Here is a 26845-nt window from a genome sequence, read left to right as displayed (position 1 = left end):
ACCTGCCCGCAGTATCTCCTCCTCGACGACAGGGTGTTCGACAGGCCGGACTTCGGCGGCTCGGCCTACGTCATGAGCCCGCCGATCCGGCCCGGGAACGCCGGCCATCATGAGGCGCTCTGGAACGGCCTCGCGAACCGGATGCTGGATTCCGTCGGCACCGACCACTGTCCGTTCACGCACGAGCAGAAACGGATGGGCCGCGAGGATTTCACCCGGATCCCGAACGGCGCCGCGGGCATCGAAGACCGTCTACTGCTGCTGTACACGCACGGCGTGGTCGGCGGACGATTCGACCTCTCCCGGATGGTCGAGCTCGGCAGCACCGCGCCCGCCAGGATCTTCGGGCTGGCGAAGAAGGGCTCGATCGCGGTCGGCATGGACGCCGATCTGGTGCTCCTCGACCCCCGGGGAGGGCGCACGTTGAGCGCCAGGACGCATCACTCGAGGGCCGATCGCAGCATCTTCGAAGGCTTCGCGGTCCGCGGACGCATCGCGCGCACGATCGTCGGCGGCCGGACCTTGTGGGACGGAGAGACGCTCACGACAAAGCAGGGCGCCGGTCGCTTCGTCGCTCGCCAGCCCGCGCACTTCCCGCAGCCAGCGAGCGTCGAGCCGTGAAGCTCCCCGAAGACCGCCTGGAGCGGCACCTGCCCGACGCCAAGCCGCTCTTCTCGCCGTCCGAGGCGGCGGTCGAGTCCGCCCGCTGCCTGTACTGCGAGGATGCTCCGTGCATCGCGGCCTGCCCCACCGGCATCGACGTTCCCACGTTCATCCGCAAGATCGGCACTGGAAACGTCCGCGGCGCGGCCCGGACGATCCTGTCCGCCAACGTGCTCGGCTACTCGTGCGCACGCGTCTGCCCGGTCGAGGTCCTGTGCGCCGGGGCTTGCGTCTACAACGCCTGGGACCGCGATCCGCCGATCGCCATCGGCCGTCTGCAGCGCTTCGCCACCGAGGCCCTGATGCGCGGCGGCCAGGCGGCGACGCTCCTTTCGCGGGCGCCAGCCAACGGCCGCCGGGCGGCGTGCGTGGGCGCCGGGCCGGCGTCGCTCGCCTGTGCTTCGTATCTCGCGCTGGAGGGTTTCGCCGTCACGATCTTCGAGCGCCGCCGGCTCGCAGGCGGGCTCAACACCTCGGGTGTCGCTCCCTACAAGATGCCGGCCGACGACGCGCTCGTCGAAGTGGAGTTCGTCCGCTCGCTCGGCGTCGAGATCCGCACCGGCGTCGAGGTCGCGCCGGGTCCGATCGCCGAGGAGCTGCTGCGCAGCTACGACGCCGTCTTCCTGGGACCCGGCCTCGGCACCGACGTGAAGCTCGGCATCCCGGGCGAGAGTGGCCCGGGCGTCATCGGAGCGGTCGAGTGGATCGAACGGATGAAGCTCGGCAAGGATCCGAGCGGGGCGCCGGGCGCGCTCGTCGCCGGCGCGCGCCGGGCGGTCGTGATCGGCGGCGGCAATACCGCGATCGACGTCGCCCGCGAGCTGGCTGGCCTCGGCGTGCCGTCGGTGAGCATGCTCTACCGCAGAACGACGTTGGAAATGAGCGGCTACGCGCACGAACTCGAGCTTGCCCGGCTCGCGGGAGTCGTTCTGGTCGAGCGCGCGGTCCCGGCGCGATTCGTGCGCGGGCCGGAAGGTCAGTTGGCCGGGGTCGAGCTCGAGTCGGGCGAGCTCCAGCGCTGCGACGTCGCCATCGTGGCGATCGGACAGGCGCGCCTGCGGGAGCTTGCCGAGTGCTTCTCGGGCCTGAGAATCGACGATCGCGGCTCGCTGGTGGCCGATCCGCGAACCGGGGCGACCGGCCACCCGAGGGTCTTCTCGGGCGGCGACGCCATGCGCGGCGGCGAGCTCGTCGTGACCGCCGTTCAGGACGGCAAACGGGCCGCTCGCGGCATCTGCGCAGCGCTCGATATCGAGATCCGCCCCGACTCGCCGATGCGGGCCGGACACGAGTAGGAGCGAGCGACCATGGCCGACCTCTCCATCGACTTCGCGGGCATCCGGTCCCCCAATCCGTTCTGGCTGGCGAGCGCCCCGCCCACCAATACCGGTGACCAGGTCATGCGGGCCTTCGACGCCGGCTGGGGCGGCGCCGTGTGGAAGACCCTCGGGGACCCGATCGTCGACACCTCGAGCCGCTTCGGAGCGCTCGCGATCGGCAACGAGCGCATGGTCGGTTTCAACAACATCGAGCTGATCACCGACCGCCCCCTCGAGGTCAACCTGCGCGAGATCGCTCTTTGCAAGCGGCGCTACCCGGGACATGCGCTGATCGTCTCGCTGATGGTCGAGTCGAGAGACGACTGGCGGGAGATCATCCGCCGCGTCGAAGACACCGGCGCCGACGGACTCGAGCTCAATTTCGGCTGTCCGCACGGCATGTGCGAGCGCGGCATGGGCTCGGCGGTCGGGCAGGAGCCCGACGTGCTCAAGGTCGTCGCCGGCTGGGCAGTCGAGCTCGCACACGTTCCGGTGCTGGTCAAGCTGACGCCCAATATCGGCGACATCACCGTGCCCGGCGCCGCCGCGGTCGAGGCCGGCGCTCACGGCTTGAGCCTCATCAACACCATCAAGAGCATCGTCGGCGTGGACCTCGACCGGATGGTCCCCTACCCCGTCGTCGGAGGGCGGTCCACGAACGGCGGGTACTGCGGTCCGGCCGTCAAGCCGATCGCACTGCACATGGTCGCCGCGCTCGCCCGCGACCCCCGTGTCTCCGTGCCCATCTCCGGCATCGGCGGCATCGCCACATGGCGCGACGCGGCGGAGTTCATCGCTCTCGGCGCCACCAGCGTGCAGGTGTGCACGGCGGTCATGCACTACGGCTTCCGGATCGTCGAGGACCTGATCGACGGTCTGTCGAACTTCCTCGACGACAAGGGGATGAAGTCGGTGAACGAGCTGCGCGGCCGCGCCATCGGCGCCTACACCGAATGGGGCGACCTCGACCTCAACTACAAGGTCGCGGCGAATGTCGACGCGGAGAAGTGCATCGGGTGCGACCTTTGCCTGGTGGCCTGCCGCGACAGCTCGGTCGACTGCATTCACACCGGCAGCCACCCGCTGCCCGCAGGGCATCGCGCCCCGACGCGGGAAGCGGCGATCGCGCGCGCCGCCGGCTCGGGAGTGAAGGTCACCTGGGTGGACTGGGACGAATGCACCGGCTGCAACCTCTGTTCGCACGTCTGCCCCGTGCCCGGCTGCATCACGATGGTCGACGACACCCGCGGCAAGCCGTTCGAGAGCTGGAACGACCGCATCGCGAAGGGCACCGCGAAGGTGCCCGGGGGCCTGCACGACTGAGCGTGCGTCCGCAGTCGCCTCACCTGGAGTGTCCCATGGAGTCGAACCAGCGCCAGCTCGCCGATGGCCGCGTCGAGTTGATCGACGAGGCGGCCATCGCCGCAAGCCCCCTCTACAACCACGACCTGGCTCCCGTCCCGATCGCCCAGCGCACCTGGAGCACCTACAACTACGCGGCGCTGTGGATCTCGATGGCCCACTGCATCCCCACCTACATGCTGGCGTCCGGCCTGATGACGCAGGGTATGAACTGGTGGCAGGCACTCTTGACCATCCTCCTCGGCAACGTCATCGTGCTCGTCCCCATTCTGCTCAACTCCCACCCGGGAACGAAGTACGGCATTCCGTTCCCGGTCTTCGCGCGCGCCGCTTACGGCACCGCGGGCTCGAACCTGCCGGCGCTCATGCGCGCGCTCGTCGCCTGCGGCTGGTTCGGGATCCAGACGTGGATCGGCGGCGAGGCGCTGCAGACGTTCTTCGTCGTGCTCGTACCCGGATGGGCGAAGCTGCTCGGCCCGGGATTTGCCGGACACACGACCACCGAGTGGTTGTCGTTCCTGATCTTCTGGGGCATCAACATCGGCATCATCTACCGCGGCATGAACCTGCTGCGGGTGGTCGAGAACTGGTCCGCGCCGTACGTCCTCGTCGTGACCGCGATCCTGCTGGTGTGGGCGGTCAAGGCCGCGGACGGCTTCGGCCCGCTGCTCTCGCAGCCCGGGAAGTTCGGCACGATGGCGGAGTTCCTGCCCGTCTTCGTCCCTTCGCTCACCGCCATGATCGGCTTCTGGGCGACGCTGTCGCTCAACATGCCCGATTTCACGCGCTTCGGCCGCAGCCAGCGCGAGCAGGCGATAGGGCAGGCGGTGGCACTGCCCACGACCATGTTCGCCTTCGCCGCCATGGGCGTGCTGATCACCAGCGCCAGCGCCATCCTCTACGGCGAGCCCATCTGGGATCCGATCCGGCTGGTCGGCCACTTCTCGAACCCGTGGATCGTCGGCTTCGCCATGTTCTCGGTCGTCGTCGCGACCCTGGCCGTCAACATCGCCGCCAATGTGGTCTCGCCTGCCAACGACTTCGCGAATGCTCTGCCGCGCTGGATCTCGTTTCGCACCGGCGGGCTCATCACCGGCGTTCTCGGCATCGCCATGCAGCCGTGGCGGCTGCTCGCCGATCCCAAGGGCTACATCTTCACCTGGCTGGTCGGCTACTCGGGCGGTCTGGGCTCGATCGCCGGCGTGCTGATCGCCGACTACTGGATCGTGCGGCGCCGGAACCTCCACCTCGCCGACCTCTACCTGCCCAAGGGCGAGTACGGGGGCTGGAGCCTGCCGGCCATCGTCGCGACCCTCGCCGGCTGCGCCCTCGCCTGGGGCGGGCTCGTCTTCGCCCCGATGCGTCCACTCTACGACTACGGCTGGTTCGTGGGCTTCTTCGCCGCCGGAGCGATCTACGTGGCCATGAAGCGTTGGGCAGCCGCGACCCGACCTGCGTCCTGAGCCTGGACTCGCGCCGTGATTCTTGAGGCAGGCGTGCGACCTATTTACACCATGGTTGACAAATTACACCTTTCTACCTATCCTTCCCTCATTCATCGGGAGGGCCCTGGCATGGCGTTGAACATCAAGAACGCATCGGTCGAGAACCTGGCGCTCGAGCTCGCGCAGTTGACCGGCGAATCCAAGACCGAGGCGATCCGGCGGGCACTCGAGGAGCGCAAGCAGCGTCTCGCCTTTCAGGTCGTGCGGGAGAATCGCGGCGAAGAGCTGCGCTCGTTCCTCGAGCGCGAGGTCTGGTCGGTGATCCGGGCGCGCTCGGCCAGCCGTCGCCTCGAGAAGCACTGACCTTTCCCCCTCCCCAGGTCTCCTCCGGCGTGATCGTGGATGCCTCCGCCGTCACGTCGATCTTCCTTCGCAAGACGGGCTGCGAACGACTGATCGACGCCCTCGCCAGCGCGAATTTCGCCGGCATCGGCGCTCCGACGCTCGCCGAGGCCAGTCTCCTCCTGGCGCGGGAGGCCGGCAGCGACGTGCACGGCATGCTGGCGCGCTTCGTCCAGGAGTTCGACCTCGCGATCGTGCCGTTTTCGGACGCCCACTTCCGGGCCGCGCTCGATGCCCACCAGCGCTTCGGCGAGGGACATCACGAGGCAGCCCTCGACTTCGGCGACTGCCTCTCCTATGCGACGGCCCGCCTGGCGCGTCAACCGCTGCTCTGCGACGACCGGCGTTTCGCCTTCACCGACCTCGAAATGAGCTGAGAGCCGACCGCTGGCGGCTACCAGTCGACCGGTACCTGGACCCGTCCGGAGCGGTCGGCGATCCAGACATGACCCTCGCGGCGGCCGAAGAGGTAGAGATCCCGCAGCAGCTCGACGTCGCGCCGGCAGTACGCCTCGATCAGATCGAAGCGCCCCTCCTTGACCCACTGCAGACTCTGCAGGCCATCGGCGGTCTTGCCGGCGCCCAGCGTCTCCTTCGTCAGGTGGTCGAGGCTCACCCGGCGGCCCAGTCGCTCGACCATGCTGTCGAGTAGGTCGAGCGTCGGCAGTGTGCGGGCATAGTCCTCTCCCGTATAGCCCGACAGCACCGCGTAGTCGAAGCGCCGGCTGTTGAAGCCGATCACCAGCCCGGCCGACTTGAGCGTCGCCGCCAGCTCGCCGGCGCGCGGCTCGAGAAAGGTCTCGAACCTCCCCTCTTCGAGATGGCAGACGACGGCGAGAGCGATCCCCATCTTGTGGGCCTTGTTCCAACCCCCGACATCCGTTGCCGAGCGCAGGGTCTCGATGTCGAAGAGGACAGTCTTCCCTGCAAAGCCCTGAACCCTGGTGGCGCGCTCTGCGCGGACGACGTCTTCGACCCGCGCAGCGTTCTTCCGGTAAAGGGAGGTCGATGACGGCACCCCGCCCGCACGTTCGGGAGAGGGCGGCGGCGAGCTCACCTCAAGCCCTGCGAGAGCATCTTCCTTTACCGGAGCTTTTCCTCTCTTCAGGGCTGAATGCCGCGCTGCAGGCGCGACCGCGCTGGGCTGAGCAATTGTCATCGGAGCCCGCTCGTGCGCGCTCGCGGGGCGAGCGGGGTCGAGCATCATCGTGAGCAGCTCGACCGCGCCGCGCTTGTCGAGCGGGCGGTTGCCGTTGCCGCACTTCGGGCTCTGGATACAGCTCGGGCAGCCCTCCTCGCAGGCGCAGTTCGCGACGTGATCGCGCACCTTGGCGAGCAGGACTTCGAGCTCCCGGAAACCCTTCTTCGCGATGCCCATCCCCCCTGGATGGCCCTCGTAGACGAAGACTCCGGCACCGCCCAGTTGCGGATGGAAAGCGAGCGAGATGCCGCCGAGGTCGTTGCGATCGCAGAGTGCGAGCAGTGGAAAGAGGCCGATCGTGGCGTGTTCGGCGGCATGGAGCGAGCCCAGCAGGTGACGCCCATTCGCGGCGAGCTCGAGGGCGATCTCTTCCGGCGTGCGGAACCAGAGCCCCACGCATTCCATCACGGCGGGCGGCAGATCGAGCGACTGCTGGTCGATGACCTCCTGACCCTGGGTCCGCTTGCGTTCGAAGCCGGTGACCTGCTCGGTGATCCGCAGCCGCCCCAGCGCCGCCTGGAGACCGCCGATCTCGCGCTCCTCCAGCACACCGAGAATCTCGGTCTCCTTGCGCGACAGCGGCGAGGTGAAGAAATCGACCTCGGTCGGCTGGACGATCACCCGCCGGCGATCGAGGTCGAGCTCGGCCACCTCGTACTGCCGGCCGTGATGCAGGTAGACCGCCCCCGGATGCCCTTCGCTGAAGACCCGCACCCCATCGAGAGTGCCGATCGTGGCTCCCCGCGTCCGGTCCACCAGAACGAAAGTGGCGCCGGTCCCGCGGAGATTCACGTCGCGCTGCGGCCGCCGCCGCCGCGCCACGAGCCCGGAGCCCTGTCGCGTTTCGACGAGCGTCCCCTCGCGCAGCAGATCGCCGACCACGGCCGCGTGCCGCTCGAGGTAACGGGCATCCTCCACTCGCGAGAGCGGCTCCTCGGCTGCAGCGCATTCGAGGTGGATGCGCGCCACCGGCTCGTTCTCGGGGTCGAAGAGGAGCGGCTCGCAGGGCCGGGCGAGCAGCTCGTCGGGATGCTCCAGCAAATATTGGTCGAGGGCATCCGGCAAGGCGACGAGCGCGGTCAGCGACTCGCGGCCACGCCGCCCGACTCGGCCCGAGCGCTGCCAGGTCGCCATCATGCTGCCGGGAAATCCGACCAGCAGGCAGGCGTCGAGCCCTCCGATGTCGATGCCGAGCTCGAGCGCCGAGGTCGAGATGACGGCGTCCAATTCGCCGGAGAGGAGCCTCGCCTCGATCTCCCGCCGCTCCTCGGAAAGGAAACCGGCGCGGTAGCAGGCCACGCGACGCGAGAGCTCACGGTCCTTGCGCTGCAGCCAGCCGTAGAGAAGCTCCGTGATCCGCCGCGCCTTGGTGAAGACGATCGTCTTCTGCCCGGAGCCGACGAGCGCGGTGAGAAGATCGAGCGTCAGCGTGTAGGGGCTCGCCTCGGGACGCACGAGGAATATCCGCCGCGCTTCGCGCGGTGCACCGGAGCCGGTGACCTCGAGGAACGGCTCGGCGGCGAGGAGCTCGGCGAACTCGCGCGCGTTCTGGGCAGTCGCCGAGGAGGCGATGATCGCCGGATGTGCGCCGTGCGCCCGCGCCAGCCGCAGCAGGCGCTGCAGCACATGGTGAAAATGGGCGCCAAAGAGCCCGCGGTAGACGTGCAGCTCATCGAGCACAATCCACTTCAGGTTGGCGAGCAGGTCGGGCCAGTTCCCCGGATGCGCGAGGATCCCCAGATGCAGCATGTCGGGATTGGTCACCAGGACTTGCGGCGGCCGGCGGCGGATCGCCGCGCGCTGCGCCGACGGCGTATCGCCGTCGTAGATTTCGCAGCCGAACTCATCGGCGTCGAGGCCCGCCGCCTGCGCCAGGGTCAGGAGCTTGCCGCGCTGGTCCTGTCCCAGCGCTTTCAGCGGAAAGAGAAAGATCGCCCGCCCCGGGCCGCCGGCGAGCGCCTCCTCGAGCACCGGCAGCTGGAAGACCAGCGACTTGCCCGAAGCGGTCGCGGTGGTGACCAGCACGTTCTTGCCGGCGCGGGCCGCCGAGATCGCCTCGACCTGGTGCGACCAGAGTCGCTCGATCCCCTGTGCGGCGAGCGCCGCTGCCAGCGATGGCGGTGGGGGCGGCAGGAGCTCGCCCATGCGGGCCGGATCCGGGGCGAGCCGGCGCTCGGCGACGAGACGTTCGCCCAACCGACTGCGCAGCCGATCGAGCGCCGCTTCGAAACTCTCCAGCGGATTTTGCGACACGCGAGCCCGCTTCAGGGCACCGGTGGCGCCGGCGCCGACGACGCCGCCGATGCCTGCGACACCGCTTCCGGCACCGCCGACGTTCCGTCGCCGGGCTTCCCGCCCGCGTGCTCGCCGAGAACGCGACGCGGACGCGGTACCAGGCGCAGCATTGCGACCTCGCGGGCGTGCTTTTCGACGATCGCCAGGGCCTCTTCGGGAGAATCGGTCAGCTGCAGGCGGTCGACGTCCGCGGCATCGATCGTCCCCTCCTTCACCATCCTGTCGCGCAGCAGCTCGAAAAGATCCTTCCAGTAGTCGCGCCCCATGAGCACCAGCGGAAAACCGGGAATCTTGCCGGTCTGGATGAGCGTCGCGGTCTCGAAGATCTCGTCGAGCGTGCCGAATCCACCCGGCAGAACGATGAACCCGTAGGAGTACTTGACGAGCATGACCTTGCGCACGAAGAAGTAGCGGAACTCCAGGAAATAGTCGACATAGCGATTGGGCTTCTGTTCGTGCGGCAACGCGATGTTGCAGCCGACCGAGCGCCCTCCGGCCTCGCGCGCGCCGCGGTTCGCCCCTTCCATCACTCCCGGGCCGCCACCGGTCATCGTCGTGAACCCGGCCTCGGCGGAAAGCCGCCCCACCTCGCGCGCCATCTCGTAGTAGCGATGTCCGTCGGGGAAACGCGCCGATCCGAAGACCGTGACGCATGGACCGACGAAGTGCAGCGAACGGAAGCCGCGCAAGAACTCCAGGAAGATGCGGAGGATCCGGCGGAGCTCGGTGAGCCGCCAGGTCGGGCCGGCGAGGAAGCTGCGTTCTTCGGCGCTGCGGGAGTCCTTGCCCCAGCTGGCGGGTCGCTTCACGGCGAGAGTCTAGCCCACGCGCGCGAGGGCGTGGGCTCAACTCAGCTCACCATCCCCCCGGTTTCCCAGGGGGAGACGAACGGCCGGAAGACCTGAACGATGCGCCGGCGACCGCGCGGGTCACCCTCGAAGGCCGGCTTCCCCCCCTGCCAGACGACCTGCGGGCGATCCTCCGGGCGCAGGTCGAGCTCCTCGCCACCGGCGAGCAGCACGCAGAGCGTGTCGCCGTCGAGAAACGCCTTCAGGACTCCGGGAAAGAGCGCCGACGCGACGAACTTCGGCGCCGCGATACGCGAGGCGCCGAGCGCCGCGTCGATCAGCGGGCTCTCCTCCACTTTGCGCGCGAACTCGGCGTCGAAGAGCCGGACGACGGTGCGGGTTCCGGGCGACATCTCTTTCGCCGTCAGGCAGATCGACAGGTTCACGGCGTCGTCGCCTGTGACGGCAAGGATGCTGCGGGCGCCCCGGATGTGCGCCTGGTCGAGGACCGAAGTCAGCCGCGCGTCTCCGACCAGGAGCGGCACCTGCTGCTCCATGCCGCCGACGAACGGACCTTCCCGATTGCGCTCCAGGACGACGACCGGGACACCGGCCTGGCAGAGCTCCTCGACGACGCGGAAGCCGACGTTACCCAGACCGGCGACGATGACGTGCCCGTCCTCCGGCACGGGCTGCCGGCCGAGCAGCTCGCGGACCCTCGCCGTCACGATCCAGTCGGTGATGAGCGAATAGACGGTGGCGATCGTCGCCGAACCGAGCAGCATCATCAACGAGCAGTAGACCTTGAGCCAGACCGCCTGATCCTTCACCGTGATGTCGCCGTAGCCGGTGGTGGTCAGCGTCGTCACCATGAAGTAGATCGCGTCGATGAGCGACAGGCCCATGCCGTAGCGGAAGACGAGCACGCTCGTGAACATGAGGGCCACGAGGACGCCGAAGACCGCCTTGAGCCCCGTCGAAGCGTCGCTCCAGGCGGAGCCGATCTTGCGGAGCGCGTCGCCGAAGCGCTGACGGGCACCCGCGACGCCGGCCGGACGCGCCCGCGCGAGACCCTCGGCGGCATCCCAGCTCTTCTGGCTGGCGAGGACGAGGAGCGCTTCGTCCTCGCGAATCGGCTCGCCGTTGTCGCGCCGCCGGGCCTGACGCGTGCCGCGCGTCAACAGGCGCCGGTCGAGGGCGGCGAGGATCTCGGAGCCCTTCCCCACGAGCTCCGGATGCTCTGCCGCCTCCATCATCGCGACCACCAGATCCTCGCCGTCGAACTGGAAGCGCCCGAGCACCTCGCTGCCGGTGGCGGCCGCGGCGATCCTCGGCGCGGCAACGGTCGCCATGCCGAGCGCCCGGCGGATCCGGAAGGCGCCCTCGAGCTGACGGGCGAGATTCTGGTCGAAGAGGCGGATCACGATCGCGAGGTCAGGCCGCAAGCGCTGGGCATCGAGCGCGATCTCGACGTTGACGACATCTTTCGAGGTCGTGACGACCAGGGCCCGCGCCTCCAGAATGCCGAGCCGCCGAAGGACGTTCGAGTCGCGCGCGTCGGCGATCTCGACCTCGACCCCGGCAGCGCGCGCTGCCTGGATGCGGTCATCGTGGCCGGAGAGGGTGACCACGACCACCTTCTCCCCGAGCCGGTGCAGCAGCTCGACCGCCCGGTAGCCCACGATCCCCAGACCGCAGACGATGTAGTGTCCTCGCATACCGCTCGCTTTCCCTTCACCGGCCGAAGTATCCCGCTGAGTCTAGCCGAGGCGAGGCCATCCCGGCGCTCGGAGCGCGGCCATCTCGGCGACAATTGATAGGCTCGCTTCATGCGCGATTCCGCTTCAACTCTCCGCTTCGCCGCCAGCTTCCTCCTGTCGATCGCCCTGCTTCAGGCCGGCTGCGGGAAGCCCGCCGAGGCCCCGTCCGTGCCCGTCGAGACCTACGCCATGCGCGGCGAGATCGTCCGCCTGCCGAGCCCTCCGTCGCCGGAGATTGCGATCCGCCACGAGGCCGTTCCCGACTTCCGCGACGAGAGCGGCAAGGTCGTCGGAATGGAGGCGATGACGATGCCGTTCGGCCTGGCCCCCGACGCGGACATCGCGACTCTCGCGCCCGGCGACAAGGTCGCCTTTACGCTGGAGATGCGGTGGAAGGCGACGAGCGACATCGTGCGCATCTCGCGAATCGAGAAGCTGCCGGCGGGCACGTTGCTCTCCTGGGAGAGTCCGGCGACCGCGCCCACGGTATCTGCTCCGACGGGCGACGCCAGCCCGGACGGCGCCGGCGGTCCGCCGCGCTGATTCCGTCTTGAGATCTCTCCCCCTGCACGAGCTCGCGGCGCTGCCGCGCGCGGAGGCCCTCCAGCGGTGGCGCGACGAGCGCAACGCCGCGGTCGTCCGGCCCCTCCTGTGGGGGTTCGCACCGATCGCGCTGGTGATGACGATCGTCGAGGCGAGCCGCGGAGATCTGTTGCGGGCCGGCGGCTCGGCGATGACCCTGGCTCTCCTCGCCGGCGGCATCCTCGGCCTGCGCCGTGACCGGTGGCGGCACGGTTTTCATCCCGCTCTGCTCACTCTCCTCGCCGCCGGCTTCACGCTCTGGATGGTCATCACCACGCTCTTCCCGATGGTGATGTTCGCTTCGATCTTCCTCTCGCCGCTCCTGCTCCTGCTCCTGCGCCTGCGCGGCAGCGACACACCGCTCCTCGCGGTCGGCGCGGCAGGGGTGGCCGGAATCCGCATCCTCGCCGGCGGCCTCGAAGAGGCGCCGGATTCCTTCTGGGGGCCGTTCATCGGCATCGTCCTGGTGAACGCTGTCGCGGCCTGGGCCGGATGGGCGATGACGCGCCGCCAGGCGGGCAGGTTCATCGCCGAGTGGAGCGTCGCTTCGTCTCGCGAGCGCGAGAGCTCGCGCATGCGCGAGGAGCTCGAGGACGCCCGCGCCATTCAGCTCGCCATGCTGCCCTCCTCGGCGCCGGACGTCTCCTGGCTCGAGCTTCAGGGGATGTCGCTTCCGGCGACCGAAGTCGGCGGCGACTACTACGACTTCCTGCCGGTGGACGGGGACCGCGTGGCCGTCGTCGTCGGCGACGTCGCCGGGCACGGCGTCGCGAGCGGCCTGCTGCTCTCCGGCGTGCGCGCCGGGCTCCACCTGCTGCGTGCCGACCTCGCGGAGCCGCGCGCTGTCGTCGAGCGCTTGAACCTGCTGGTGCGCGACAGTGGCGTGTCGCGCCTCTTCATGAGCCTGGTGGTAGCGCTCTTCGATCGCAAGACGGGCCAGGTGCACGTCGTGACCGCCGGCCATCCTCCGGCCCTGCGCTTTTGTGCCGCGACGGGCAAGGTCAGTGCGATCGAGGCGAGCTCACCGCCGCTCGGCACCCGTCTGCCGGCCGCCTTCCCGCTGCACACCGAACCGCTTGAGCCCGGCGACCTCTGGCTCTTCGTCACCGACGGATTGCTCGAGGCGACCGACCCGCGCGGCCGTCCCTACGGCGAGCGCCGCCTCATGGACGAGCTCGCCGCCGCCGCCCGCCGCGACCCCCGCCCCCGCGCCGTCGAACAGGCCCTCCTCGCCGACCTCGCCACCTACCGCGGCGAATCCGAGCTCCAGGACGACCTCACCGTCGTCGTCGTCCGCGTCGTGCCCAGCGCGGGGGCCTGAGCCTCAGAGCTTCTCATCGACCGGCGGGGCCGCCGACACCGGGTGGACCGGCCGCCTCGGCGAGATCTCCAGGATGCGCCGGGTCTTTCCGTCGACGGCTTCCTCCCGTAGATCCCAGTTCATCTTGAGCAGCGCGCCTACTGCGTCGAGTGCCTGACTCGCGGGAACGCCCTGTAGCTCGAGTGTCACGGTTTGGCTGGTTCCTTCCTGAATCTTGAGCTCCGCCTTCAGCATTCGAGAAATACTGACGAGGACATCCATCGCAGACGCGTCCTTGAGCGAGATGCTCATCGGCGAATCGAGACTCTGACGGAGCGCCGGCCCAACCGGCTCGGGCACCGCAATGGCCACGGGGAGTATCCGGAGAACAGGACTCTCTCCCCACGAGAGCTCACTTCGACAGCCGATCGATTCGCAGACTGCGCCGATCGCAGTATCTGCCGTGACGTTGTGGAGCCGCACCGTGATCTTCCCTGTCACGGCTGGCGAAAGATCCAGACTCGCTCCCAGCATCTTGGCGAACGATCCAAACACATCGGCAGGAGCTGCCTCGAGGAGGTCGAGCTCGATCCTCTGATTCAACTTGCCCGCGGGCCCCGACTCCGCGACTCCCGGGCTCGAGACGGTCACAATCAAGGCGACTGCCCGTAGTCCTCGCATCATCCTGTTCATGGCACCGTTCCTCTCGAAATGATGATCCGGTAGGACTTCTGAAGCTCCTCCGACTCCCTCTTCATGCCGGTGCTGGCGACGAGAGTTCGCCCCTCCATCCCCCTCACCAACATCACCCCGCCAACATTGCTGACTGTGCTCGTCACCTCGGTTCGCGCATCAACAGGAAAAGGACCGGTAAAGGGACGCTCACGACGGGCGTAGGCGACGACCACCGCGATGAAAACGGCAGTCGTAGCGACCGCCATCCAGAGTGGCCCGCGGCGAGAACCACCTGGTTCCGCAGCCAGAGCGGCGGCAACAACCCTCTCGACCTCCAGCTCCGAGGGCTCAAGAGCCGCCCTTACTGCCTCGTCGCTTTGGTCTCTCATTCTTGGAACTCCTTCAGTTTCTGGCGCGCGCGGACGAGGCGCATCTTGAGCGAGGATTCGGAGATGCCGAGAGCCAGAGCCGCATCGACCATCGAGAGCTCTCCGGCGACCACAAAGAGTATGGCCTCGCGCTCCTTTACCGAGAGCCTCTGCAGTTTGCTTCGCAACCCTCGCAGCTCCGATTTCGCTTCGGCAGCTTGGGTCGGATCAGCAAACGGCTCATTCCGGAATCCGAGCGTCGAAATGGGCAACAAGAGGCGCTCTTTAAAGGCGACACGCCAAGCCCGGCGCCGGGCGATAGAGAAGGTAAATGCCACGGGTGAGTCGGGGGGCCCGACCGCGCGCCAGCGGGCGACTAGAGCCATGAGCGCCGATTGGGCAATGTCCTCAGCCGACTCGAGGCTTGCCAGGCGGCCCCGGCAGTAACGCAGAAGCCGCGGGGCCAGATCGCGCACTGTCTCTTCGAGGTCCATTCGAAAGGAATGTACCCGAGGAACAGGTCAGGTCACATTTCGGGAGGCGAGCAGACAAAAAAAAACGCCCCGGCCGCGAGCGGCTGGGGCGATCGATTGAAATCTAAAGGAGAAAGGCTGCGTCAGATGCGGACGACGTTCCGCGCCTGCAGGCCCTTCTGGCCCTCGACCACTTCGAAGGAGACACGGTCCCCTTCGTTGAGGGAGCGATATCCCTCGGCGAGGATCGCGGTGTGATGGACGAAAACGTCCGGACCACTCTCACGCGAAATGAAGCCAAAGCCCTTCTCGTTGTTGAACCACTTGACTGCGCCCTGCTCGGTCATGCCCTGCTCCTTACACCTACTGGTTAGTTATTACCGGCCTCGCTTCGAGGCCGACCTTGCCGCGGGTCCGTCTTGGGCCCGCGAAATTCAAAACTGCACGGCTCACCGCGGTTGCCGGCTCGCCAGGATGGACATCATTAGATGACTGCGCCTTGCGAGTGGCAGGTCAGATCCGGACGACGTTGCGGGCCTGAAGACCCTTCTGACCCTCGACGACCTCGAAAGAAACCCGGTCGCCCTCGTTCAGGGAGCGGTAACCCTCGGCGGTGATCGCGGTGTGATGGACGAACACGTCCGGACCGCTCTCGCGCGAGATGAAACCAAAACCCTTCTCGTTGTTAAACCACTTCACTGTGCCCTGTTCGGTCATGCGTGACTCCTTGCTGCAACTGCATGTGGATAAGTCGCGATCCGCGAAAGCGGAGCGCTGTTGCGAGGTCCGCGATGGACCTCAAAAATAAAGGAATATTGAGTGTGCTGGGTCAAAGGGGAGGGAGGGATAGTTCTGTTCCGGCTTTTGTTGCAGCGAAGTGTTTCACGGCTTCGAGGAAAATGCAAGCGCCGTGTCCATCGGGATCCGGCAGGCCGCCAGGGCGGCCACGAAATCGGCCGGCAAAGGGGCTTCGAACGACTCTGGCTCGAGGCCCGGGATCGCCAGCCGGAAGGCATGCAGCAGGGAGCGTCCGGGAGCGAGGGCGGTCCGCAGCGCGGGCGACCGGATGCTGTGTTCCCGCGGCCCGCCGTAGAGGTCGTCGCCGACGATCGGGTGCCCGGCCGCCGCGAGGTGAACCCGCAACTGGTGCGTCCGGCCGGTCCGCGGCGCGAGCTCGACCAGGGCGACATGCGCCGCCCTGGCGAGAACCCGGTACTCCGTCAACGCCGGCCGACCTTGCGGGTCGACCTTCATCCGCCGGCGATCCTTCTTGTCCGGGCCCAGGCGGGCATCCCAGCTTCCGATGGACGGGCGAGGGTGGCCCCAGACCAGGGCGAGATAGCGCTTCTCCGCCTGGCGCTCGGCGAAACGGGTGACGAGCTCGCGATGAATGTCGACGTCCAGCGCCACCAGGACGACGCCGCTCGTCGATTCGTCGAGCCGATGCACGAGCTGCGGCTCCCGCCCGGCGAAGAGCTCGCGGTCGCGGAAACGCAAGGCCTCGACCAACCCGCGCGCCGCGCTGTGCGGGTCGGCGCGCGAAGTGCGCAACGACAGACCGGCGGGCTTGTCGATCGCCGCGAAACGGTCGCCGAAATAGAGCAGCGAGGCCGGCACCGGCCGGGGACCCTTCTTTTCGGCCGGCTTGTGCTCGGGCCGGCTCAATCTGCGAACTTTCTCATCGAGGCGAGATCTCCCTTGCTGCCGAAGAAGAGAGCGAAGTAGCGCCGCTGGAGGTCGGGGTCCGGACTGACGAACCGCCGCGCCGTCCAAGAGGCGAGCGCACTTGCGGGCGCGTGCTGCGCGAGCCAGCCGGCGGCGTTGCCGCCGACCGGGTTCTCGACCAGCGTCGCCACTGGATGTCCCGAAGACTCCTGTTCGAATGCCGGCGGCCATGGATGGTAGGCCCCGAGGGCCGCAAAGAGAACGGAGACCGGCAGGACTGCGGCGAACAGTATCCGGAATCGGCGGCGCGGGCGTTGCGAGCCGGCGAGCGCCAGCGGCGCGCAGAAAAGCAGCAGCGGCTGGATCGGCAGCAGGTAGCGGTAGCCGTAGGACCAACCGCCGTAGGAGCCTGCAAGCGCGGCGTGCCCGGCGAACTGCAGCAGCAGCCCGAGGGCAAGGGCCCGCCCGAGAGTGGCGTCCGCGAAGGGGCCTCGGAGGCCCTCCGGATCGGGCTGGTCCGGAAGCGCGCCCACGCGCGGCCGCCGGCAGGCGAGCACCAGACCCCAGGCGCCGAAGAGCAGCACCGGCGAGACCGCGAAGAGGCCGTGACTGCCGAGGAGAATCTCGAGCGGATAGGTGAGGCTCTGCGGCAGCACCACTCCCCCGGCTGCGGGACCCGCCTGGGCCGAGAGGTCGACGGCTCCGGCGACGAGTTTCGCCGGCATGAGCGAGCCGTGGGTTCCGAGATTGGCGGCGCCGGCGAGCGCCAGACAGCAGGCGAGGCCGGCGGCAAAGCGGGAGAGGGCGCCCCGGGAGCGGCCCTGCAGGAGCATCCAGCCGAAGAGCGGCACGAGCCCCATCCCGGGCAGCAGATCGACCGCGGCGGCGAGGCCTGCGGCCAGACCGCTCGCGAGTCCGCGCCCGTCGAGCGCCGCGACGAAGGCCGCGAAGAGGAGTGCGGCAGCGACGGTGTGGTTGTTGAGCGTCGTCGAGAAGCTGAAGAGGAGGGTCCCGGCACCCAGCGCGCCGGCGAGCAGCAGGCGCCAGCGGCCGTCGAGCGCCGGAAAGCGCTTGAGCTCGGCGTAAAACCGCGCCACCAGCCAGGCGGAGGGCACTCCGACGAGAAGGAGGGTCACCCAATAGAGGACGCTCGACGCCCCGGGGCCGGAGAGCGACCAGCCGAAGAGTGCCTGCAGAGCGGCGTAGATAGCTGCGCCGCCGAGCGCGAGCAGCGGCGGCTTGTTCGAGTACTCGTTCTCGCCGATGCGGATCCGGTCGATGTTGGCCGCGAACCGGGAGCGCTCGACGCTGGCCGACCCGTGGTCGACCAGGGATTCGATCGCCGCCCACCGCGAGGCGTCGTTGCCAGCGATGAAGACCCGACGGTGCGTCGTCGCGGCATAGAGGCCGAGAGCCATCAGAAAGACGACCGCGGCCGCCGGAATGAGTTTCATGGGGAGCCGGTAGCATAGCCGGAACCCGCTGAGAGCCGGTCCCGGCTCAACGGAAGTCCCTCGCCTCGCGCCAGAAGAAAAGCTCAGTAAAGGGAATCCACGCCCTGAAGCCCGCTTGCCGGCGGTCGACTCGGGGCCTACCGGCCTCTGCAATGGCGACAAGATCCTTCGCCACTCCCGCCGCCGAGCTTTTCCCTTTACCGGTCCTTTGCCTTTTTCCCTGCCCTGGGCGCCACGCAGAAAGAAGAACGTCAGCCCGTAGAATGCGGTAAGCGAAGCGCACCGCATCGGTCGCGTGACAGAGGCGTGGATGCGAAACGCGAGCGATGCGTTTCGCTTCGCTCAACACATCCTACTTTCCAGCTTCGGCTTTCGGGCGCCGCGCTGCGGCGCCGGCCGGCGCCATCGCCCTACTTGCAGATCTCCGCGCCGGTGCCGGCGATCTGGTAGACGTGGAACGGACCGTCGCCCTTGACGGCGGTCTCGTCGAACTTCCCGCCCTGCTCCTCGGCGGCGTGCTCGAGGTACTTGACGTACTTGGCGCGGGTCATCTCCAGATCCTCGACCTTGCCCTGGGCGACCGCCTGCTTGCCGCGCGCCGCGACCGGGAAGACGATGACGCCGTCCTTGACCTTGATCTTCATCGTCTGGGCGCCGTCGCCCGCCTCGAGGTCCATCCAGCAACCGGCCATCTCGCAGACCTCCTTCACCGTGCCCTCGACGCGCACCTCCTTGCCGACGAACGCCTCCGGCTGGGCGAGGATCGACTGGACCGCGGTCGTATCGGTGAGCGTGACGCCGCTGCCGTACGAGACCTTCTCGCAGGTCGAGGCCATGGCAGGAGAGACGGTAAGCAGCAGCAGGGACGACAGCAGACGAATGCGCATCGAAGAGCTCCTCTCGATCGAGATGGAAGTGGCTCCGGCCACCCGGGGCGCAGGACCTCCGCGACCCGAACGACCTGAATGACCCAATGACCCGGCGACCCGAACGGCCCGGGCGTGCCCGGGATTCTACGAAATTCGCCCCCTTCGCAGCGCCGAGCGTGGTTTTCGCCATCTCGGGTAGACTTCATGACTGGCTTTCGACTTGCATTGGAGCCGCCCAGCGCCATTCCGGCAGCCCGTGCCCCACCGGAGCAAACCCACAGGAGATCCACCGCAATGAGTCACTCCCCGAAATCGATGCCGCAGCCCCGCGCCTTCGCCGCCATGGCGTCGCTCGCCATTCTCGGCCTGGTCGGCTCCGTCCTGCCGGCCTGCGCCGGCGAGAAGAGCGTCGCCGCCAAGCCGGCCGCCACCGCTGCCGCCGCCGACAAGAGCACCCCGGTCGCCGAGGTCAACGGCAAGCCGGTGACGATGGCCGATCTCGAGACCCTGCTCGCCCCGCAGCTTGCGAAGCTCGAGCAGGATCGCCAGAAGCTCCTCGAGCAGGGGCTCGACCGCCTCGTCGAGCAGAAGCTCATGGAAACCGAAGCGGCCGCCCGTGGCATCGACGTCCTCGCCCTCCAGCAGGCCGAGATCCAGGGCAAGATCGGCGAAGTGACCGACGCCGAAGTCGCCACCTGGTATCAGGAGAACCAGGCGCGGATCCAGGGCCGTCCGCTCGAGCAGATCGCGCCGCAGATCAAGCAGTTCCTCATCCAGCAGCGCGGCCAGGCGGCGCAGGAGGCGTTCATCCAGTCGCTGCGCGCCAAGTACAAGACCCGCATCCTCATGGATGTGGCCCGCGTCCAGGTTGCCGAAGCCGGCTCTCCCGCGAAGGGCGGCCCGGTCGGCTCGCCGATCACGATCATCGAGTTCTCGGACTTCCAGTGCCCGTTCTGCAGCCGCATCAACCCCTCGATCGACCAGGCGAAGCAGGTCTACGGCGACAAGGTCCGCTTCGTCTTCCGGCAGTTCCCGCTGAACATCCACCCGCAGGCGCCGAAGGCCGGCGAGGCTTCGCTCTGCGCCAACGAGCAGGGCAAGTTCTGGGAGATGCACGACGCGCTGTTCGCCGACCAGCAGAAGCTCTCGGTGCCGGACTTGAAGGCCACCGCGGCGAAGGTCGGAGTGGACGTCGCCAAGTTCGACGCCTGTCTCGACAGCGGCAGGATGGCCGAGATCGTCGCTCGTGACCTGGCGGACGGCCAGGCGGCCGGCGTCTCGGGCACTCCGGCGCTGTTCGTGAACGGCCGTTTCATCAACGGCGCCGTGCCGTTCGAAGAGCTCGCCCGGGTCATCAACGACGAGCTCTCCCGCAAGGGCATCGAGGTCCCGGCGGCGAAGTGACGCCGGAAGCACCCTTCTTCGACTCCGCTTCGCCCGCACCGGAGCTTTTCGGACCGGCGTGGGCGGAGCGCCTCGAGCGCGAGCTCGGCGCCAACGAGCCCTACCGTGCCGCCGCGGCGTCGTGGAAGGGCTCGTTGGCGTTCTCCCTCCTGCCCGACGGCACACCCGGCTTTCCGGCGGGCCGCGGGCTCTTTCTCGACCTCGCGCACGGCAGCTGCCGCGCTGCGCGACCGGCGCTCCCCGGCGATCTCGAGGGCGCGACGTTCTGCCTCACGGCACCGGCCGCCGTCTGGATCCGCCTGCTCACCGGCGAGATCGAGCCCGGCGCCGCCCTCATGGGCGGCGGACTCAAGCTCACCCGCGGCTCCTTCTTCTCCCTGCTGCCCCATCTCAAGGCGGCCCAGGCGCTCCTCGAGTGCGCCCGGCTCGTGCCGACCCACCTGCCCGCCTCCACCCTCTGATCCGGTGCGCGAGCTCCAGACGATCCACCTGCGCGGCCTCGAGGACTTCGAAGGAGCCACTTTCCCATGAGCACCTATCTCGTCACCGGCGCCTGCGGCTTCATCGGTTCGAACTTCGTCCACGACGTGCTGCGGCGCGAGCCCGGCGCCTCCGTCGTGGCGCTCGACAACCTGTCGTTCGCCGCCAACGAGGCAAACCTCGACGGCGTGCGCGACCGCATCCACATCGTCGTCGACGACATCTGCAACTTCACGGGAATGCTCGAGGTCTACGGCAAGTTCCGACCCGACTTCGTCGTGAACTTCGCCGCCGAGAGCCACAACGACCGGGCCGTTCTCGATCCGTCGTCGTTCGCGCGCACCAACGCGCTCGGGGCGCAGATCCTGCTCGAAGCCACCCGGAGACAGGCCGGGCACCCGGTGAAGCGCCACCTCCACGTCTCGACGATCGAAGTCTACGGCGAGCTCGCCGAAGATGCCGCCTTCTTCACCGAGGGCAGCCCGCTGAACGCCAAGACCCCCTACAGCGCCGCCAAGGCGGCCGGCGATCAGTTCGTGCGCGCCTACATGCAGACCTATCGCGACATGGACATCGCGATGACCCACTGCGCCAACAACTACGGCCGCTTCCAGTTTCCCGAGAAGCTCGTGCCGCTGATGATCACCAACGTGCTGCGCGGCAAGAAGGTGCCGGTCTACGGCGACGGCCTGCAGATGCGCGACTGGCTGCACGTCTCCGACCATTGCGCGGCGATCTGGGCGATCCTCCACGCGCCGCGCGTCGCGGTCGGCTACGAGGCCGCGACCCGGCCGGAACTGCTGCCGATCTACGACATCTCGGCACGCAACGAGCGCACCAACATGGAGATCGTCGAGCGCGTCCTCGCCCTGCTCGGCAAGCGCCCCGAAGAGTGGATCGAGCACGTCCCGGACCGCCCCAACCACGACCGGCGCTACCTCATCGACCCGTTGAAGATCGAGACCCAGCTCGGCTGGAGGCCGTTGGTCGCCTTCGACGCGGGGCTCGAAGAGACCGTGAAGTGGTACGTCGACAACCGCGACTGGTGGGAAGCGATCCTCGCCCGCACCGGCAACCTCGCCTTCGACTGGGCAGCGGGTACCGCATCGCCCGCTCCACCCCAGAGCCGGTAAGATCGGCGGCCGATGACCGACACCGCCCCCCATCCCGTCGCCGAGAACCACGGCCCCGTCCTCACCCGCGCGAGCGTCCTCGCCGACTACCGGCTGGGCTGGGAGAGCCGTCACGCCAGCCTCATCGGCCGGCGGGAAGTGCTCACCGGCAAGGGCAAGTTCGGCATCTTCGGTGACGGCAAGGAGCTCGCCCAGCTCGCCATGGCGCGCGCCGCGCAGCCGGGCGACTTCCGCTCGGGCTACTACCGCGACCAGACCTTCATGCTGGCGGTGGGCGAGCTCACGCTCGACCAGTTTTTCGCCCAGCTCTACGCTGACGCCGACCCGGTGCGCGAGCCGGCCTCCGCCGGCCGCCAGATGAATGCCCACTTCGCCACCCGTCTGCGCGACGCGGACGGCGCGCCCCTGGACATCACTGCCCGCGTCCAGAGCGCCGCCGACATGTCCCCCACCGCCGGCCAGATGCCCCGCCTGGTGGGGCTCGGACACGCGTCGCGGCTCTATCGCGAGCTGCCCGGTCTGGCCGACGGCGGCTTCGAGAAGTTCTCGCGCGGCGGCAACGAGATCGCCTTCGGCACGATCGGCAACGCCTCGACCGCCGAGGGGCATTTCTGGGAGACGGTCAACGCCATCGGTGTGCTGCGCGCTGCGGTGCTGCTGTCGATCTGGGACGACGGCTACGGCATCTCGGTCGCCAACGAGCACCAGATCTGCAAGAGCGACCTTTCCGAGATGCTCTCCGGATTCGGGCGAAAGCCGGACTGCGGCGAGGGTTTCGAGCTCTATCGCGTCCGCGGCTGGGACTATCCCGCTCTCGTCGACACCTACTTGGCCGCCGCCGAACGGGTCCGTCGCGACCATGTGCCGGCGATCGTTCATGTCGCCGAAGTCACGCAGCCCCAGGGCCACTCCACCTCCGGCAGCCACGAGCGCTACAAGTCCACCGAGCGCCTGGCGTTCGAAGTGGAGTTCGACGGCCTGCGCCGCATGCGCGCCTGGATGCTCGCCGAAGGGATCGCCGGCGAAAGCGAGCTCGACGCAATCGAGAGGGAGTCTGCGACGGCGGCCCGCGAGGCGCAGCGCCGGGCCTGGGACGCCTATCAGGAGGCGATCGGCGTCGACAAGCGGGTCTTCACCGACCTCGCCGGCAAGGTGGCCCGGCAGGCGGGCGACCCGGCCGCCATCGAGGCACTGGTGAAGTCGCTCGATCGCATGCACCCCGTCCTGCACCGCAATCTCCAGACCTCGGCACACGAGATTCTGATCGCGACCTTGGGCGACGCCTCGGCCGAGCGCGCCGCGCTGGCGCGCTGGACGCAGGAGCACAGGCTCGAGAACGAAGAGCGCTACGGCTCGCACCTTCGCGCGTCGGGTTCACGTTCGCCGCTCGAGATCGCCCCGGTGGCGGCGCTCTACGACGAAGAGTCCCCCGTCCTCAACGGCTTCGAGGTCCTGAACGCCTGTTTCGACGAAGCACTGGCGCGAATGCCCAACCTGGTCGCCTTCGGTGAGGATGTCGGCCATCTGGGCGACGTCAATCAGGGATTTCTCGGCCTGCAGAAGAAATACGGCGCGCTGCGGGTGTCCGACACGGGTATCCGCGAGCAGACGATCATGGGGCAGGCGATCGGCCTGGCGTTGCGCGGTATCCGGCCGATCGCCGAGATCCAGTACCTCGACTACGTCCTCTACGGCCTGCAGACGCTCTCCGACGACCTCGCTTCGCTCTCCTGGCGGACCGCGGGAGCGCAGGTGGCGCCGGTGATCGTGCGCACCCGCGGACATCGCCTCGAGGGGATCTGGCATTCGGGCTCGCAGATGGGCGGCCTGCTCCATCTCACGCGCGGCATCTGGCTCTGTGTGCCGCGCAACATGACGCAGGCCGCGGGGATGTACAACACGCTGCTCGCCGCCGACGATCCGGCGATCGTCGTCGAAGTCCTGAACGGCTACCGCCACAAGGAGCGCCTGCCGGCAAACGTCGGCTCCTTCCGCGTGCCGCTCGGGGTGCCCGAAACGCTGCGCGAGGGGCGCGACGTCACGGTCGTGACCTATGGCGCCTGCTGCCCGATCGTCGAGGAGGCAGCGGTCCTGCTGGCGAAGACCGGCGTCGAGATCGAGATCATCGACGTCCAGACGCTGTCGCCGTTCGACCGCGAGGACCGCATCATCGCCAGCCTGCGCAAGACGAATCGCCTGGTGATCGTCGACGAGGACGTCCCCGGCGGCGCCTCGGCCTGGCTGATGCAGCAGATCGTCGAGCGCATGGGCGGCTTCTGGTGGCTCGATGCTCCACCGGTCACGGTCACCGGCCGCGAGCATCGACCGGCCTACGGCTCCGACGGCGACTATTTCTCGAAGCCCTCGCGCGACGAGATCTTCCGCGCCATCTACGGCCTCATGCGCGACGCCGCTCCGAACCGGTATCCGTCGCTCTTCTAGCTGACGGTGGCTTCGGCGGCGGTCTCCGCTTCGAAGCGCCGCCGCGCCCAGCTGAAGTAGGGCCAGGCGCCAATCGCCGCGACCGCGGCGAGCGCGAAGGCCGGGGCGTAGCCGGCATGGGCGATCACCGGACCGAAGAGAATCGAGCCGCTGCCGATGCCGGTGTCGAAGGCGGCGATGTTCGCGCCGAACGCCGCGCCCCGGCGCTCGGGGGCCACGCGGCCGATCACGTAGGTCGTGAAGGCGGGCCCGATGGCCGCGAAGCCGAGGCCGTAGAGGACTGCGCAGGCGGCGATCGCCGGTCGCGTCGCGGCGAGCGGCATCAGCGAGAGCGCCACTGCCACCGCCACGATCGAGGGACGCAGGGCCGCGAACGCTCCGACCCGGTCGATCCAGCGCCCGACGAACGGCCGCAGGCCGAAGATTGTGCCGGCGAAAGCCACGAAGAAGACTCCGCGCGGCGCCACGCCGCGAAATTCCGTGTAGAGCGCGATGAAGCTGGTCAGCCCGCCGTAGCCGAGCGAGACGAGGAAGAGGCCCACCGCGAAGCGCAGCACCGGCCAGGCGAGCCGTTCCGGCGGCGGGGCGAGCCCGGCTCGGCGCGATACTTCGGCGTCGCCCCCGACGAAGCGCAGCGCGAGGAGCGCGATCGCCCCGTTCGCCGCCGCGAGCACCGCCGTCAGCCAACGCCAGCCCAGACCGAACAACAGGAAGCCGAGGCTCGGGGCGAGCGAGATGGCGAGGATGGTCGCCATGCCGTGCACCGCGAAGCCCTCGCCGCGGCGAGCCTCCGGAATGAGCCGCACCGCATAGGCGCCCGACGAGGTCAGGAGAGCCGACCAGAAGATCCCCTGCGCGAAAGCGAGCGCGACGAAGAGCGGCCAGGCGGTGACGAAGGAGTAGATCGCGAAGAGCGCGGCGATGGCGGTGGCCGCCGTCGCCAGGACACGGCCCTGACCGAGCCGGTCCCCCAGGGCGCCGGTGAACGGGGCGGAAAGCGCCGAGGCGAAGGTCAGGCTGCCGAGAAAGAGACCGGCCGCTTCGGTCGGCCCGCCGAGGTCGTGAATGCGATACGGCGCCACGGGCAGAAGAGCGAAAACTGCCGCGGAGGCGGCGAAGTTGAACAGGCAGAGCTCGAGAAAGGCGACCGAGAGCAGCGGCTCCCGGCTGCGGTCCGTGGCGCGACCGTTTCTACGCCACATCTGTGCGGGTCGGGCGGAGAGAAAAAAAGGGCAACGCCGGGGAGTCTGCCTGCCCCGGCGTTGCGGGGGATAAATGAAGGAGGGTGAGCGAATGATGCCGTCTCTGGCGCGCGACGCGTGTAAGACCGTTCACAACCCGCGAGTGGCCTTTCACCGCACCGAAGTTGCCGCCGCGGCGTCCGGTGCCGCCGACGCCGCCGCGAGCTGCTCGGCGCGCAAGCCAAACGCGCCAAATCCGGCGGCGCGGGCTTCCACTGCGAACCGCTCCAGTGCCCCTCGGGCGGTCGCGACGCCTGCGGCGCGGTCCACCGCCAGCGCGCCCAGCCGCGCCTCGAAGATGGCAAGACGGTGGCCAGCCTTTTCAGCGGCGGCGAGATCCGCTGCCAGCGTCTGGCGCGCCCGGGCGAAGCGACCGAAGGCAACGTCGACCTCCGCCGAGACCAGCCGCGCGAGATGGCGCAACCAGGCGGCCGGGTTGCGCTCGGCGACGCCGATGGCTTCAGCAACCAGCTGACCTGCGGCCTCCTTCTTGCCCGGTTGCGCCAGCAGGCAGCGCGCGGCTTCGAGGTCGGCCTGGACCTGCTCGTCCGCCTCGCCGCGGCCGGCGAACTCACGCGACAGGGCGAGCAGTTCGGCGAAGGCGCGCGCCGGCTGGCCGGCGTCGCGCTCGATCCGCGCCTGCACCAGCCGCACGGTCGCCGCCCTGGGCCTTTCGCCGCCCGCCTCGAAGAGAGCCCGCGCCGCCGCGAGATCGCGCCCGGCCGCGGCCACGTCGCCCTGCAGGGCGCGGTTCTCCCCGAGCCCGAGGAGAGCGTCGCCCTCTCCGGCCTGGTCGCCGGTGGAGCGCGCCAGATCGAGCGCCAGCTGCCAGAGCCGGTCGGAGCCGGCGAAATCGCCGAGCTCGCGCCGGATCTGCCCCAGGTTGGCGAGCGCCACGAGCTCCCGGGAGCGATCCTCGAGCTGGCGAAAGGTAGCGAGCGCCGCTTCGTGCCGCCGCTCGGCGCCCGCGAGATCCCACTGCAGGTAGAGCATGGTGCCAAGATTCGCCGCCGCCGCCGCCGCACCGCGCCGATCGCCGAGCTCCGTGAGCGTGGCTTCGGCGCCCTCGTAGAGCTTCCGTGCCCGTTCCAGCTCGCCGCGCTCCGAGGCCACGAGCCCGAGAGAGACCTCCACGCGCGCCGCGCGCCGCCGGTTGCCGATCGCCTCGAAGGTGGCGCGCGACTCCTCGAAGAGCCGCTCGGCGCGCGCGAAATCACCGCGCGACTGCTCGAGATTCGCCAGCGACTGCGCCACGATCGCGCTGAAGGCTCGATCGCCGAGCTCGCCGGCGATCCGGTGCGCGCTCTCGAACAGCTCCGCCGCGACGGTGGAGTCGCCCAGCTTGCGCTGCGCGGCACCCTGCTCGAAACGGGCCCGCGCCAGGATCGAACGCGAGCCGGTCGACTCGGCACGCGCCGCGGCGCGCTCGGCCACGACGAGCTGGCGGTGGAAATCGGACAGCGCCGCCGCGGTGCGCGCCTCGACGAGGTCGATGCGGGCGTCCTCGCCGCTGGGCGACGGCAG

The 26845-nt window shown here is 68.8% G+C and carries 25 protein-coding genes; 12 read left to right on the top strand and 13 right to left on the bottom strand.

Features of this window, described 5'->3' with window-relative positions; all coding sequences use genetic code 11:
- From KBI44_16685 to KBI44_16660, 6 genes are all read left to right on the top strand, one after another.
- A partial coding sequence (locus KBI44_16685; protein MBP9146117.1) for an amidohydrolase family protein occupies positions 1–621 on the top strand: 621 nt, incomplete at its 5' end.
- Positions 618–1958, top strand: a complete 1341-nt coding sequence (locus KBI44_16680; protein ID MBP9146116.1) for an FAD-dependent oxidoreductase — start codon at positions 618–620, stop codon at positions 1956–1958. The genes KBI44_16685 and KBI44_16680, both read left to right, overlap by 4 nt.
- A 12-nt stretch (positions 1959–1970) precedes the next feature.
- Positions 1971–3305: an NAD-dependent dihydropyrimidine dehydrogenase subunit PreA gene (gene preA / locus KBI44_16675; GenBank protein ID MBP9146115.1), complete on the top strand. Its 1335-nt coding sequence runs from the start codon at positions 1971–1973 to the stop codon at positions 3303–3305.
- Between the two features lie 35 nt (positions 3306–3340).
- Positions 3341–4807 (top strand): NCS1 family nucleobase:cation symporter-1, encoded by a 1467-nt coding sequence (locus KBI44_16670; protein ID MBP9146114.1) that lies wholly within the window; start codon positions 3341–3343, stop codon positions 4805–4807.
- Between the two features lie 111 nt (positions 4808–4918).
- Positions 4919–5152: a type II toxin-antitoxin system VapB family antitoxin gene (locus KBI44_16665; protein MBP9146113.1), complete on the top strand. Its 234-nt coding sequence runs from the start codon at positions 4919–4921 to the stop codon at positions 5150–5152.
- Positions 5153–5187: 35 nt separating this feature from the next.
- Positions 5188–5568 (top strand): type II toxin-antitoxin system VapC family toxin, encoded by a 381-nt coding sequence (locus KBI44_16660; GenBank protein MBP9146112.1) that lies wholly within the window; start codon positions 5188–5190, stop codon positions 5566–5568.
- 17 nt (positions 5569–5585) lie between these two features.
- Here KBI44_16660 and KBI44_16655 read toward each other — a convergent pair whose 3' ends face one another.
- Genes KBI44_16655 through KBI44_16645 form a run of 3 tightly spaced genes read right to left on the bottom strand, consistent with a single transcriptional unit; the run spans position 5586 to position 11193 of the window.
- Positions 5586–8645 (bottom strand): DEAD/DEAH box helicase, encoded by a 3060-nt coding sequence (locus tag KBI44_16655; GenBank protein MBP9146111.1) that lies wholly within the window; start codon positions 8643–8645, stop codon positions 5586–5588.
- Between the two features lie 11 nt (positions 8646–8656).
- A complete protein-coding gene (locus tag KBI44_16650) occupies positions 8657–9496 on the bottom strand; it encodes a TIGR00730 family Rossman fold protein (GenBank protein ID MBP9146110.1) in 840 nt (279 codons plus the stop codon).
- Positions 9497–9537: 41 nt separating this feature from the next.
- The gene (locus tag KBI44_16645; GenBank protein MBP9146109.1) at positions 9538–11193 is read right to left on the bottom strand and encodes an NAD-binding protein; all 1656 of its coding nucleotides are present in this window, start codon (positions 11191–11193) and stop codon (positions 9538–9540) included.
- A gap of 111 nt (positions 11194–11304) precedes the next feature.
- Between KBI44_16645 and KBI44_16640 the strand changes: the two genes are divergently transcribed.
- Both KBI44_16640 and KBI44_16635 read left to right on the top strand, forming a co-directional pair.
- A complete protein-coding gene (locus KBI44_16640; protein MBP9146108.1) occupies positions 11305–11778 on the top strand; it encodes a copper-binding protein in 474 nt (157 codons plus the stop codon).
- A gap of 7 nt (positions 11779–11785) precedes the next feature.
- Entirely contained in the window at positions 11786–13138 is a 1353-nt protein-coding gene (locus tag KBI44_16635; GenBank protein MBP9146107.1) for a SpoIIE family protein phosphatase, read from the top strand.
- 3 nt (positions 13139–13141) lie between these two features.
- On the opposite strand, the gene KBI44_16630 is transcribed toward KBI44_16635, so the two are convergent.
- The 8 genes from KBI44_16630 to KBI44_16595 all read right to left on the bottom strand — a co-directional run bounded on the left by KBI44_16630 (position 13142) and on the right by KBI44_16595 (position 18639).
- Positions 13142–13810 (bottom strand): hypothetical protein, encoded by a 669-nt coding sequence (locus tag KBI44_16630; protein ID MBP9146106.1) that lies wholly within the window; start codon positions 13808–13810, stop codon positions 13142–13144.
- Positions 13807–14181, bottom strand: coding sequence for a hypothetical protein (locus tag KBI44_16625; GenBank protein MBP9146105.1), 375 nt, complete (start codon positions 14179–14181; stop codon positions 13807–13809). Before KBI44_16625 ends, KBI44_16630 begins: the two co-directional genes overlap by 4 nt.
- Positions 14178–14654, bottom strand: coding sequence for an RNA polymerase sigma factor (locus KBI44_16620; GenBank protein MBP9146104.1), 477 nt, complete (start codon positions 14652–14654; stop codon positions 14178–14180). Before KBI44_16620 ends, KBI44_16625 begins: the two co-directional genes overlap by 4 nt.
- 122 nt (positions 14655–14776) lie before the next feature.
- Positions 14777–14980: a cold-shock protein gene (locus tag KBI44_16615; GenBank protein ID MBP9146103.1), complete on the bottom strand. Its 204-nt coding sequence runs from the start codon at positions 14978–14980 to the stop codon at positions 14777–14779.
- Positions 14981–15146: 166 nt separating this feature from the next.
- Complete coding sequence (locus KBI44_16610) at positions 15147–15350, bottom strand: cold-shock protein (protein ID MBP9146102.1); 204 nt, start codon at positions 15348–15350, stop codon at positions 15147–15149.
- A 165-nt stretch (positions 15351–15515) separates the two neighbouring features.
- The gene (locus KBI44_16605; GenBank protein ID MBP9146101.1) at positions 15516–16298 is read right to left on the bottom strand and encodes an RNA pseudouridine synthase; all 783 of its coding nucleotides are present in this window, start codon (positions 16296–16298) and stop codon (positions 15516–15518) included.
- Positions 16295–17752 (bottom strand): hypothetical protein, encoded by a 1458-nt coding sequence (locus KBI44_16600; GenBank protein ID MBP9146100.1) that lies wholly within the window; start codon positions 17750–17752, stop codon positions 16295–16297. Before KBI44_16600 ends, KBI44_16605 begins: the two co-directional genes overlap by 4 nt.
- Before the next feature lie 410 nt (positions 17753–18162).
- Positions 18163–18639, bottom strand: a complete 477-nt coding sequence (locus KBI44_16595; GenBank protein MBP9146099.1) for a DUF4920 domain-containing protein — start codon at positions 18637–18639, stop codon at positions 18163–18165.
- 276 nt (positions 18640–18915) lie between these two features.
- Between KBI44_16595 and KBI44_16590 the strand changes: the two genes are divergently transcribed.
- The 4 genes from KBI44_16590 to KBI44_16575 all read left to right on the top strand — a co-directional run bounded on the left by KBI44_16590 (position 18916) and on the right by KBI44_16575 (position 24080).
- Positions 18916–20025, top strand: a complete 1110-nt coding sequence (locus tag KBI44_16590; GenBank protein MBP9146098.1) for a thioredoxin domain-containing protein — start codon at positions 18916–18918, stop codon at positions 20023–20025.
- Positions 20022–20486 carry an SCP2 sterol-binding domain-containing protein gene (locus KBI44_16585; GenBank protein MBP9146097.1) on the top strand — a complete coding sequence of 155 codons (465 nt, stop codon included), beginning with the start codon at positions 20022–20024 and terminating at the stop codon, positions 20484–20486. Before KBI44_16590 ends, KBI44_16585 begins: the two co-directional genes overlap by 4 nt.
- A 66-nt stretch (positions 20487–20552) precedes the next feature.
- Positions 20553–21638, top strand: coding sequence for a dTDP-glucose 4,6-dehydratase (gene rfbB, locus KBI44_16580; GenBank protein ID MBP9146096.1), 1086 nt, complete (start codon positions 20553–20555; stop codon positions 21636–21638).
- Positions 21639–21650: 12 nt separating this feature from the next.
- The gene (locus tag KBI44_16575; protein ID MBP9146095.1) at positions 21651–24080 is read left to right on the top strand and encodes a transketolase; all 2430 of its coding nucleotides are present in this window, start codon (positions 21651–21653) and stop codon (positions 24078–24080) included.
- Here the strand turns inward: KBI44_16575 and KBI44_16570 are convergent.
- Positions 24077–25282, bottom strand: coding sequence for an MFS transporter (locus KBI44_16570; protein ID MBP9146094.1), 1206 nt, complete (start codon positions 25280–25282; stop codon positions 24077–24079). The genes KBI44_16575 and KBI44_16570 overlap by 4 nt on opposite strands.
- A 150-nt stretch (positions 25283–25432) precedes the next feature.
- Positions 25433–26845, bottom strand: a 1413-nt coding sequence (locus tag KBI44_16565; GenBank protein MBP9146093.1) for a tetratricopeptide repeat protein, incomplete at its 5' end; no start/stop codon positions are given.

The organism is Thermoanaerobaculia bacterium, assembly GCA_018057705.1.
In the GTDB taxonomy this organism is placed as follows: Bacteria; Acidobacteriota; Thermoanaerobaculia; order Multivoradales; family JAGPDF01; genus JAGPDF01.
This window is presented reverse-complemented; position numbering and strand designations above follow the sequence as displayed.